The 12,653-nt window shown below is 40.0% G+C and carries 10 protein-coding genes; 7 read left to right on the top strand and 3 right to left on the bottom strand.

Annotated features, from left to right (window positions below):
* The first annotated feature begins 66 nt into the window (after positions 1–66).
* A complete protein-coding gene (locus BM202_RS26510) occupies positions 67–1,608 on the top strand; it encodes a serine hydrolase (protein ID WP_093831892.1) in 1,542 nt (513 codons plus the stop codon).
* A 591-nt stretch (positions 1,609–2,199) separates the two neighbouring features.
* On the opposite strand, the gene BM202_RS26500 is transcribed toward BM202_RS26510, so the two are convergent.
* Complete coding sequence (locus BM202_RS26500) at positions 2,200–3,351, bottom strand: acyltransferase family protein (protein WP_093831888.1); 1,152 nt, start codon at positions 3,349–3,351, stop codon at positions 2,200–2,202.
* A 219-nt stretch (positions 3,352–3,570) separates the two neighbouring features.
* Between BM202_RS26500 and BM202_RS26495 the strand changes: the two genes are divergently transcribed.
* From BM202_RS26495 to BM202_RS26470, 6 genes are all read left to right on the top strand, one after another.
* Complete coding sequence (locus BM202_RS26495) at positions 3,571–4,053, top strand: hypothetical protein (protein ID WP_093831886.1); 483 nt, start codon at positions 3,571–3,573, stop codon at positions 4,051–4,053.
* A gap of 66 nt (positions 4,054–4,119) precedes the next feature.
* Positions 4,120–4,620, top strand: a complete 501-nt coding sequence (locus BM202_RS26490; RefSeq protein ID WP_093831884.1) for a hypothetical protein — start codon at positions 4,120–4,122, stop codon at positions 4,618–4,620.
* A gap of 175 nt (positions 4,621–4,795) precedes the next feature.
* A complete protein-coding gene (locus tag BM202_RS26485; protein WP_093831883.1) occupies positions 4,796–5,440 on the top strand; it encodes a DUF2306 domain-containing protein in 645 nt (214 codons plus the stop codon).
* Between the two features lie 373 nt (positions 5,441–5,813).
* Positions 5,814–6,011, top strand: coding sequence for a hypothetical protein (locus BM202_RS26480; RefSeq protein WP_093831881.1), 198 nt, complete (start codon positions 5,814–5,816; stop codon positions 6,009–6,011).
* 34 nt (positions 6,012–6,045) lie between these two features.
* Positions 6,046–6,873: a Fic family protein gene (locus BM202_RS26475; RefSeq protein ID WP_177236686.1), complete on the top strand. Its 828-nt coding sequence runs from the start codon at positions 6,046–6,048 to the stop codon at positions 6,871–6,873.
* A 38-nt stretch (positions 6,874–6,911) separates the two neighbouring features.
* A complete protein-coding gene (locus BM202_RS26470; protein WP_093831877.1) occupies positions 6,912–7,898 on the top strand; it encodes a site-specific integrase in 987 nt (328 codons plus the stop codon).
* Between the two features lie 705 nt (positions 7,899–8,603).
* Here the strand turns inward: BM202_RS26470 and BM202_RS26465 are convergent.
* Both BM202_RS26465 and BM202_RS26460 read right to left on the bottom strand, forming a co-directional pair.
* Entirely contained in the window at positions 8,604–11,075 is a 2,472-nt protein-coding gene (locus BM202_RS26465) for a hypothetical protein (RefSeq protein WP_093831875.1), read from the bottom strand.
* A 13-nt stretch (positions 11,076–11,088) separates the two neighbouring features.
* Positions 11,089–12,642, bottom strand: a complete 1,554-nt coding sequence (locus BM202_RS26460; RefSeq protein WP_093831873.1) for a hypothetical protein — start codon at positions 12,640–12,642, stop codon at positions 11,089–11,091.
* Positions 12,643–12,653: the final 11 nt, after the last annotated feature.

Here is a 12,653-nt window from a genome sequence, read left to right as displayed (position 1 = left end):
ATATAAGGGGGTAGAGGCCTCTGCCCAACTTAATAAAACAACCTGAATTATTGCCTCCATATATCTATGAAACGACCCACTTACTTCCTCTTCTTGACTTATCTGCTCATTCAAGTGAAGCTCCAAGCTCAAACCCCAGCCTTTGTTACAGACAGTCTTGATAGGTACATTAAACGAAATATGGCGGAGGGAAAAATACCGGGATTAGCCATTGCCATCGTTGAAAATGGTAAAGTGATTGTATCAAAAGGATACGGTGTCAGACAACTTGGCAAACCGGATTCAGTCGATGCCAACACGCTCTTCTATGTTGCCTCCAATACAAAGCTTTTTACGGCTACAGCCCTAGCCAACTTAGCCGAAGAAAAGAAATTAAACCTCGACGATAAAGTCCTTAAATATCTCCCCGATTTTGCCTTATATGATACGCTGGCTACAAAAATGGCGACGATTCGAGATCTATTGGGCCACCGACTTGGTGTAAAAGCATACGAAGGCGACTTTGTCTACTGGAATTCCAGTTATAGCCTGCAGGACGTGATGAAGAATCTTCGCTTGTTAAAACCAACGGGCCAGTTCAGACAAGATTATAGTTATTCAAATGCCGGCTACGTGACCGCTGGGTTAGTCATTCCGAAGGTAACCGGGCAGCCCTGGAATTCCTACGTTGATCAAACCATACTCAAACCCTTAGGAATGACCAACACGTACTTGTTAACCGCTAATTATGCCAGGCGAAAAAATATTGCCTACGGCTATACAAACTGCTGTACGAGCGGAGGGGAGTTGATGGAAGTCGCTTTCGATAATCTGGACAATTTGGGGCCCGCCGGGGGCATGATCTCTTCGGTCAACGATATCAGTAGGTGGTTAGTCATGCAGGTCGACAGCGGCCGCTATGCAGGGAAGCGGATTTTACCGTATTCCGTTCTGGAAGAAACCCGGCGTCCCAATACGATTATTTCCTACCAGAAACACCCAGTTGCTCCCTTTACGTATGATTTTTATTGTTTGGGAATTGGCCTGGTCGATTATCAACACATGGATGTGTATTCCCATACGGGAGGAGCCTTTGGTTTTCACACGAACACCACCTTTGTTCCTTCTCGAAAGCTAGGGATCGTTATTCTGATGAATCAGGATAATAGTAATTTTCATGAAGCACTCCGCTTTCAAATTCTAGATGCTTATGCCAAAGCCCCGTACACGGATCGGGGGAGCTACTTTATGCAGCGTACCCTTCGCCGGGATAAAAAACAAAACCAGGATATTAAAGACCTGGAGATTCGCGTCGCTAAAAACAATCAGACACCCATTCCTTTAGCGGCTTATACCGGTACATTTATTAATCCAATATACGGAACAATAAAGGTTGATATAGACCCTACCAGTAAGGCAAAAAACAGTTTACTTATCCACTTTCAACATCACCCTGATTTAACCGCCAGACTGGATTACATGGATAAAGACGAATTCCGGATCACGTTTTCAAATCCTCGTTTTGGAACGGCGCCTGCATTATTTATGACAAAAAACGGAAAAGGTGTAAGCGTTGACGTAAAAGCAACTGATTTTGTCGATTTCGAACCTTACCGGTTCACTCGCTGATATAACCCCCTTCATTAATAAAAAAGGAAACCAGATCTGGTTTCCTTTTTTTTATATTACCTTAAATTGAGACATTGGTCGTCCCAACTTCTCAGTTTTATACGTGTGTAGTGGTAAGAAACAGAATAAAGGATAAAACAGATACCCATCAGGAAGCGATCAAGCGGGTGAACAAATTAACAAACAGTTGCCTATTTGGAACTGCACCCGGTTTGATTTCTGATCGGTAATGAACCAGGGAAGTATATAGACTGGTAAGCCAGCCAGAGAAAGCAGATCCCGATAAGGACAACCGCTCCAATCTCCGAAAGGATGACCAGTTGACTAACCAGCTGTTGAATCATACCCAATAGAGAGTGACCTTGGATCCAGCCCTGTTTGCCCCTGTAAGCAGTTTCGTTCACATGGGAAAGGAGCGTAAGGGGGGCTTTTAGCACGAGCCAAGACCACCCATTGAAAGCGGTGGTTAGCAACATAAAACCAATAAATTGTTTTTCGCTTCGAGTCATCATAATAGTTAGCGTTTATATGTTGATTTACGTGGAAACAATTTATTAAATAGAATTTAGATAAATGAGCTAATTTTTATTGCTAAGAGGACAAAATAAGGGACGGTTTACGTTTACTTGTATAACGATTAAGGAGCGGCTTTTCTAGAGCATACCAAGATATACTGGCTAGACAGACAGTCAACAGAAAGTAAAAAGTTAGTTCAAGGGTAGGATGCTGGATAGTGGTCGTCGAATTACTGGAAAAAAGAAGCTGCTCAATCTCGCGCCAGGCGTAACGCGTCGGGTATGTTACGGACATATGCGCGTTATAAATTAGATTGTGAACTATATAAAGTCCGTAGCTGATAGACCCCAAATATTGAAAAACTGGGTTTAATAACAGATATTCCCCCCAGCGACCTAAACTCTGATGACAGTACCCGATCAGGTAACCGCCGAAGAGCGCAACCGCCAGCCGCACACTCACTGCCGTGACGGGATTGCAATAAGCCCCAAATCCACTCACTTCCCAGTAAATTCCCAGCAGGAGCACCGTTAACCAGAGTATAAACAGGGTTCTGAGAATAAGCGCCGAGGAAAAAAACTGTCTTGCCCACTGTGGTTTGATTAGTTGTAGATAAGCAACCAACAAGCCAATGCCGTAACAATCTAAACATCCCAGAACGGACTCGTAGCTGAATGGCCACCAACTGGGTACACCTTTCCAGTAATAAGCGGCCCCCCGAAATACACAGCTGCAGCTGACAAGGAAGAGGGCCAGTACTGGCAACCGATTGAGGGGACACAACCAGAGTAGAAGTGGTATGAAAATATAAAGTTGTTCTTCAGCAGATAACGACCAGAAGTGGTCCAGGAGCGAGTTAGGGTTGTTAATTAAGTAATAGTTTGCCGTAAACGTGAAAAAATAAACCCACTTCTGACGCACTACGTCATTTCCTGCTAACAACAGGATTAATAGGGTCAGAAAATAAAGCGGAAAAATTCGCTGAGCCCGTCGGCGGTAAAAGTGCAACAGATAATCGTTAAAGCTGGTGTTAGTCAATTTTGACTTGATTAGGAGCCGACTGATTAAAAATCCACTTAGTACCAGAAATAATGAAACGCCCCCATTTCCAGCCATCAACATGTGGTGAAAAATAGGTACCCAGTGATCAAGCAATACTAAACCAAAAGCCCAGGCTCGAAGACCGGTTAACGCAGGAATGTGCCTAAGGGTTAGGTGTTTATGCATAGGTAAAGCTGTTGAACTGCGAACGAAATACTAGGATGATAAGGTTGATAAAAAGTCAGTACAATTCTAAAAATAAGCTATGTTTTATTTAAATTTGCTAAATTGATGTGAAAATTATTTCGATTTGACGAAAGTCAGCGGAATCTAAATGCCTGACATTCGTCAAAAAAAGTGAAGATTATTCAAAAAATATAGAATCATTTATACCTGAATATCCCTATGCAAGCAGCAACAATGAGTCTTGATCGTCCTTACACTGATCTTATGCCCAAGGACATATTTATCTTTTTATTATATGTCGCTTGTTTCACCATGCCTCCAGGAAGTGCATTCTTGAATTTTGTCATTGCCTCTTATTGGCTGTGGCATTCTCCAGTATCTCACACGGCCCGGCTACTGCCAGGATTATACATAAACGTGGAGAAGGAACCGTATTTCAAGATCATTATAGACCGTTATAAAGTACTTAAGTCGATAAAAAAGCAGGGACTAGCCACGCTTGAAGAGAAGAAAGAATTGAAGCAAATTGAGCAAACTATAGACGAAATAAGCCCTACACCTCGATTGTTATTATCGAAATACTATCCAAATGTGCTGCTTGGGGCAGTTGTATTAGCTTTTGTAAATTACCGGTTGTACAGGATTTTTCCTGAGACGATGAAATTATTATTCGGTGAAAGCATCTGGCAACATTTTCAATAAAGTTTTAAGAACTTAACTCAAATCATACGTATTAAAAACTGATTGTAACCGACAAAATCTAATCACATGAAGCTCTTTACACAAACCCGTTACTATCAATATTTTTCCCCATTCATCTGCCAAATCATTCCAGCTCATCCAGCCCGAGATTTTTGGACCAGGATTTTACTGGCTTTTCTGTTAAGCCGTAGCCTGGAGAGTTCAATTGACCTGGTAGAACCTGTACTGGGATCACCAATCGATAATACCTGGCAATACTATACGTATCTGGGTCTGGAGACACTTAGGTATGGCTCGTGGTTTTGGGGAATCTGGTATGGCCTGGTACAGACTATAGATTTTGCCTTTCACCCGCATCCGAAATCGCTATTTTCAGCTGCTAACTCAGCCTTTGTGCTGACCTGGATATTGGTGATGGGTGCCATTCAGTTTGTAAACCGTACCGTTGAGGCAACGTACGCGGAGATCATAACCGTTTCGCTACTAATTGCCTTTCTGGTCAGTGTAATTATTCCCACTTGCTTCGGCCCCCGTCGGTCCTTCAGCCAAGGCGAGTCCGTAGATTAAATCACTAAATAAGAGAAGCCCAGCCGTGCGCTAGCCAAAATAACGGCTAATGAATTGTCTGCCTAAGTAGAATTGGCGGCCCCACGGTCACCATCCTAAATTGATTACTTACTGCCAGGTTCATCGACTAGAGGCTGGTTATCTGTCAGCTACCCAACAGGGGCCATCAAAAACCATGCTTTACCAATCTTTTTTACTGGTTCATATTCTGGCCGGCAGTATTGGCCTGCTAACGGGGCCCCTGGCTATAGCGGTCAAAAAAGGCGGGCTAGCTCACCGCCGCCTCGGTATCGTCTTTTATTATGCCATGCTCGTGGTGGCTAGTTCAGCCCTGGTACTGGCCATCCTGCATAACATCCCGTTTCTGTTTGCAGTGGGTATTTTCAGCGGCTACATGAACATTACCGGCTACGCCATCCTGCGCCAAAAACGGCAGGGATTTCTCAACCAAACGGGTCTACTAGAGCGGGTCACTTCCGTTTTAATGCTGCTGTTTAGCCTCTATTTCCTGGGCTACGGAATTTACATTCTTTTTCAGCGCGATTATTTTGGGTTAGTCTTCATCTTTTTCGCCCAAAGTTCGTTTCGCATGTTGTGGCAGGACTGGCGCTTATTCAAACAACAGGGAGTAGCGCCATCCACCTGGTTGCTGGTTCACCTAACGCGCATGATCGGTACGAGTATTGCCGCCTACACGGCGTTTCTGGTCGTCAACAGTTCATCCAGGGTGAGTCTGGTGGGCTGGTTTTTGCCCACCCTGCTGGGCGTACCCATTATCATGCACTGGAGCTGGAAACTAAAGAAAAAAAGAGCCCTATAATTAATTCTTATGGGGATGATTTTAAGTCGTACGCTTCACTTCTCAAGCGCGAAGTCGACGTTGCTTACGGCCATAAGCGAACCGTATGTGAGTAAGACTGCCCGGCGGCCCCCCGGTACGGTTCACGCGGATCCAAAAAAATTCGCTCCATCAGGACGTGTTCAAACTATAACTACAGGTATCGTTATCTACGATAACACTTAATTATCGTAGGTAATCAATTATTTACTATATTGCCAGTACATTTGAACGCATTAGTAGAAGGAAGTCACCGTAACTACTGATTAGACAGGATTTCGCTTTGGCGGTGATTTGAATTTGCTAGAAGCAAAGAAGCTTCTGTTTACCGCTCGAATCAACCCTAAATTGTATCATGGAACTAAATCAAATTCAACTGGCAATTGCCAACTTACCAGATGCCGAGTATAAGCAGCTCACCGATTGGATCACCGAACATGATTTTGCCCGGTGGGATAAACAGATCGAACAGGATTTAGAGAGTGGTCGCTTAGATCCGCTCCTGAATGAACTAAAGCAGGAGATTTGTGATGGCAGGACGAGTCCATTGTAATATAAACGGACGATACATTAAACCCCGGCAAAGCATGAAGCAGTTGAAGGTGCAGGGCGGTGAAACGGCCAGCCTGCCGAACTTGATACATCGCTATCAATTGGAGCAAGCGCAGTCTGATACGTTTCAGAGGGCTCAGTACCTGGCCCAACTCTATCATTCAACAGCGTTGGATGGTCATTCCCTGACGCTGAGCGGAATAGCTTCTTTGTCGGAAATAGAAACAAATAGGTCAGCCTGCACGCCAGCAGAGTGGATGCTACTCGATTATATACAGGGACAAAAAGTAATTACCGGATGGGCAACCCGTCGGGAACCTCTTACGCTGGGGAATGTGCAACTGCTTGGCGCGTGCGTGATGCAACATACGGGAGGGATTACCAACCACTTCCTCTATCCCGTTGACTCACGCCAAGGCGAGTGGCGGACGCACGAATTGTCGGGAGCAGGTGGGGTATATGAACGGCCACATAAAATTCAGAAAGCACTGCAGGAGTTAATCAAACATACCAATACGAATCTTCAGCAGAGTCAAACCATTCGGCAAGTCTATGAAACATCCTTTAGGCTACATGCCGAATTGATTCGGATTCATCCCTTTGCGGAAGGCAATGGCCGGGTAGCCAGGTTGCTGATGAATTATGTTCAGCAGTTTAATCGTCTTCCCCAAAGTGTCATTTTCATCGAAGATCGGCCTGCCTATTTGGCGGCTTTAAGTACGACCTTTCGGACAAAAGTAAATGAACCCTTTTATGCATTCATGTTTGGGCAACTGACCAAACTAGTGACTCCCTGTCCGAGTTCATCGGTTTCGCTCTACTCAGAAAATCCTGGTAAAGATTCAGGTTTAAATAATCAGTGAATGCGTTCTAGCTGGTCCAATCCCTAACTGATAACTTTATGGAACTCGATAGTTCTCCTGCGTCTTCCAATTCGCTCATCCCTACTACACAACAGGGCCTCACTACTTTAACCGATCAACAACAAAAAGCACGTGATTTTTACCATTCAGGCCTCTATGGGGCACTCAACTCGCAGAAAGCCTATCTATCGGATTTAGGGCACTACCTCGATTGGTATGGCCAAAAAGAGTACCAGGCACTGCCCTCAACCCCCCAGACACTGGCTGAATATGTGACAGACTTAGCCGAATCAAAAGCTTTTTTCACCATTCAACGTCGGCTGGCTAGTATCGCTAAATACCACAGGATCAACCAGCATCTTTCACCGACGACGCAGGAGCCGTTTAAGGTATTTATGAAAGGGGTAAAGAAAAAGATGAGCGTTCGTCAGAAGGAAGCGCCAGATTTTACCCTCGAGGAATTTCGACAGGCCCTCACGATATTACCTGCCACACCGACCGGCATCCGGGATCGATTGCTATTAGTGCTGGGATTTACGGGAGCCTTTCGGCGAAGTGAATTGGTCGCCCTCAATCTTGAGGACCTAACTGTCAAACCCAGTGGCCTACTCATTCAAATCAGCCGATCTAAAACCAATCAGGCCGGGGAGCGGGAAGAGAAATACGTAGCCAAAGCGAAAAATGCCGCCTATTGTCCACTGACAATTTATCAAGAGTGGCTGTCCTTTATAAATCGCTCCGAAGGTCCCCTGTTTGTCCGCATACGAAAAGGGGAGCGCCCAACATTGGAGCGCTTATCTGACGATTATGTCAATTTGCTGACGAAACGAATGTTTCAACAGGCGGGCAAAAATTACACGGCTCACTCACTTCGGGCGTCCTTTGTCACCATAGCCAAAGATTCCGGTGTTGATAATCGAAAGATTCAGAATCAAACCAAACACAAAACAACCAGTATGTTGGATCGCTATGATCGACGGCGGGATGTGATTACTCAAAATGCATCAACGGAACTAGACCTGTGAGCGTACATACGGGAGGTAACGTGAGTCACGTCTTAGAATATAAAATAGAAACGAAGCCATTGCCTTACGCTACCTACAATGGTTAAATGCTAAGGCTTCAACAGAATCTTAAAAATCTAGCTTAAGTAGCCTTTTCGTAAACGATTTTTTTGGAATATACAAAAAGAAGTTAATTGGCTGTACTAAAGAAATTTGCGCGTCCAAAAAACTCAACATATCGATCCTTTAAATGAACGATTATGTCGTTGACACGTCCGGAAGTGAGCCGATTGTGAAGGCACCATTGAACCATGATTAAGGCTCAAGGCAATGGTAGGATTTCGAATCAGCCGAAAAGAAGTAGCTTACTTTACAAACTAACTCACGTGTCTATAATACCGCGGGGGAGGTCATATGGTATAGATTTCGGACGAGTATTGATGAGATCGAAGCGAAAACTGGACCAGATTTTTTATCCAGTATACCAGCACCTATTCAGAAAACGCAAGAAGCTAGGGTTGACATAACTTCGATATAGTTGATATTCCTGACATGTAAGTCAAATAACGTATTTGAACTTATAACGCTAAGTAGAGTTCATTTCAACTATAGAAACTGTTATTGATTAGTGAAGTTGTTCCTAGATCCATTAATTCAAAGAAAAGCCTAGCCCTATAGAAAGCCAAAACTGCCTCTTAAAAACATTATAGATTATTCGCGCATCAATTATGGTGTTCTTGGTTTTCGGGACTCTTTGAAATAACTAATGTCTATAGTATTTATATATTTTTTCATTATCTGAATTTGTTTGCCTGTTAAAGCTCTTGTGAGAGGAACTCTTTGGCCGTTTGTATCCGAATTAAAGTCAAAGATTTTAAAATTATTTTTACCATATATTCTCCTAGCATCTTCTTGAAAATGATTAGCATGGCCAGTGAACGGGGCGTTGATAACACCAATAAGTGGTGCGGCCAACTGCCCTTTTTTAGCAGAATCTTCTGGTATTTGCAAACTATTTTTAATAAGCACAATCTTTATACGGTCTTTAGAAACAATATTTTTTTCAATTAAAAAATTGGCTACATTCATTCCTGTAGCCAAACCATAGTTCTCAAAATATCCGCCATCAACAAACTGATTTGGTGAACTATCTCCTATAGTAGAAGCCGCACTTACTAGAGGAAAAAGTTCGGATAAATTAACCGCATCACGATAGCTAATATCCTTTTGTAAAATAAGGGGATCAAAAGCTTTTTCTTGCAAAGGCAGAATTGTATTAGGGAAATATGCACTATCTTTTATAACAAATGGAGATATAACTGTACGTCTGCCAGAATTTATTTCAAAAGTATTTATAAGATGAATAGGTTCTTTTTGTGAAATTCTTGTAGAAGATGCTTTAAATAGTTCAGGAACTGTGTCTTTAGATTTATATCCAAAAGTTCGTTTTATGTATTTTTTCCAATCAGACTGCGGTTGATTGGTTGGATCATTAGCATCAATTAAGGCATTGTTCATTGCGATGTCATACTCTAATTTTATCCTATAATTACGATCATAATATTTAGGTTTACTATTTGTAGATCTGAGTGCTTGTTTAATAATTCCAATCGAGCCACCAATCAAAGCCTCAAAAGGATCTCCTAAAAGCAAACCAAATATTCCACTTGAATTATAGTTTTGTGAGTAAATACTATCTATCAAATTCACCGTTGTTTTATTTTTTCTTTTAGCCGTTAAGTAATGATATATACCTGGTGAACTGCCTGAGACTGTACTATAACAAATTGTTTGTTCCCATATATTAGGATATAATTTATCGACTTTTTGTAAAAAATAACTTGTAAAATAACCGGCTCTGCTTCCTCCACCCATGCCACATACTATATATGCATATCTACCACTGTCCAATTCACTGCTGTCTTGATTGTTAACGTAGTACATTCTATTGATAAGAGCTTCTTCTAAATTATTGGCATTAGGATAAGGCAACTTAGACTGAGAAGTATCTACATTAGCTACTTTATCAAATTTGTGAAGTGGCACTTTGAATTGTTCAGGTGGAGCTAGAAATGGAGCCCAAAAAAAAGTAACAAAAGCAAAAATTGATACTAGTTGTTTCCAACGAACCTCTGTTTGATAAAGGCGTCTAAAAAAATCAAGATAAAATATATACAAACTAAAAATAGACAATATAATATATAAGCTATTGGTAGCAGTAAGTGATGGGACACTATAATAATAAAAGTTGATCAGAAAAACTAATCCAAATATTGTCAAATATAACCTACGATTTTCTATTGTATTTTTTAAACTAAGCATCTCTTTTACGTTTAATTCGATTTCTTCTTTAGTGTCTCTTGATTCGTCCGTAAAGAATAGAAGACGAAAAGAAATTGCGCTGCTTATAAATAAAAACAGTGACACTACATAATCTGCATTTTTTTCATTAATAATAATAGATGTAATAATTATAATAAACATTACCCAAAAGAAAATATAAAGCAAAATATTAATATATCTATTTTTAAATATAATATTCAAACTCGATTCAGTTCTTTTGTATAAAGGAAAATATTTCAGTAAACTATTTATTAAGCGATTAGCAAAAATAAATACTGTAATTACTATAATATTTAAAATAATGTAATGAATTGTCTTTGGACCATAAGTATATTGCTTAAAAAAATGCTTAAAAAAAGCATTTGCTATTATATAAAATGGGGCTATGGATAGAAAAGCTAATAATTTAGTGCCTATGTAAAAATTCATGGAATCACGTATTGTATTTTTTCTTTGCTTTACTGTAAACAGGAAAAAGGGGATAAGCCAGATAGCTAAGCAAACTGATAGGATACATATAAATAAAGACCAAAGCGAAAAAAAGCGAGCGTTGAAGTGAAAATATATTATATTACTTAAGTAATCTTCAATGAGATCTTTTCCAATATCAATTTTAAATAAAACTACCCAAAACAAAATTAAAATAAACAAAATATACCAATTTAATATTATCACCTTGAATAATACCTTAATTATCCTATCTTTTGAAATATATGGCATTGCAGAAAAAGTTCGTACAAAAGAGCTAATTTGTATACTTAGCCAAATTCCGAAGCCTATTTTTATTAGCCCGAAAATAGCTAACCCAATAAATGCAGCCTTAATTATAAAAGGAATATTTGCTAACTTATCCATATTCAAAATGAAATCATTTATTAAAACGAGAAACACTATATGTTAAGGAAAAGAAACAACCAAACTTGGGAAATACTTTATAAGTAGGTACAGCTTCAGGAAGTAATTTTGGATCATAAATTGTACCCACTTGGTAATCTGTATTAAGCAATACAGCTTCACGGCCAGTTATTCCCAGGCTAAAACAAAATCGATCTTTATCTCCAAAAATAAAACTTGGCCCTAGATGCAAATTCAACGCATCAAAGCTAACGGTACTACTTACCCCTACTGCGAGCCCTACTTTAAAATTAGCTGGAGATCGTTTGTAAATGTGCATAAGTGCTCCTATGCCTAACAATCCTCCTTTTCCTTTCTCAGATGTAGCAATAGAGGATTCCGTTTCACTTATAGGTTTATAATAATAACTTTCACCGAGGAAATCGTTGTTACCCACCATGTAGAATGCTCCGGTGCTAAAATCTAACTTCACCCCGCCTTTTGTTCTGAGTACAACTTCTAGCTTTTGTTCATTCGGTTTATTACACACCAGTGGGCCATCTGCTGTTGCACTTATATTAAATTTATATTCATCTTTTTTCATGACAACTGTCTCAGAATAATAGGTGTAATTTGATACATTCACCTTTCTTATATCATCAACCAGTTTGAAAAAATTACCATCTTCTTTGTATTTATTGATTTCAGCCATTATTGATTTTACTTTTTCGAGAATGGCTTCATTCGCTTTGTTAGTGCCTTGAAAATCATCTTCATTTTGCTTGATTATCCTTGACTGGTCTCTTATCTGCTTTTCTTTTACAATAATATTGCTTCGAATTGTATTTATATCTGCCCGATTAGCTGTTTGTAATTTCCCCTTCAATATATCTAAATCATTATTATATCGTGCAAGTAGATCATCGTCAGTAATTACACTGCTTCTAAATTCAATTAATGATTGTTTTTCCCAAGCCTTTAATATCTCTTCTATCTCATCTCCAATCTTATTAACAAGCTCGGCTTTCCCCTCTACTAATCTGCTCATCGTAGTGGCTAAGTCAGGAATTGTATTGTTACCACCAAGAAAGGGAAATAATTCACCTTTAACATTACTTTCAATAACTGCAAATGTGGCATTACAATCTTTGCTTAACTGAACAGCGTTATTATGTTTTTCGATCGCTTTATTTATTACACTATGTGCTTTGATTAAAACCTGCAAATCTTTATCGAAATCTGCCTGCAATTGAGCAGCTGTCTTAGTTGCGTTTACAAATTTTGGGTTGGCATTGGGTGTTGCCGCATTAGGTAATTGAGTTGTAAGAAATGATGGCAGTTTTATTGCGGATAAGATTGAAGGAACTGTAACATTAAAATCTGTTTCTGTCTTCTCTTCTGTAACCTTATAAATAAATCGATTAATATTTGTGATCTGAACCCTTACCTTCTCTTTGTAAGAGAAAGTTTGTTGTAATTCAGCGCTATTAATCGCCAAAAAATTTACAGTTGCATTCGTTTGAGCATTAGCAGTAGAAATAACTTTCAGTACTAAAATCAAAACCAGTAATAGGATGTAGTTTTTCATATTCTAATGGT

It is taken from the genome of Spirosoma endophyticum, from assembly GCF_900112365.1.
Classification (GTDB): domain Bacteria; phylum Bacteroidota; class Bacteroidia; order Cytophagales; family Spirosomataceae; genus Spirosoma; species Spirosoma endophyticum.
This window is presented reverse-complemented; position numbering and strand designations above follow the sequence as displayed.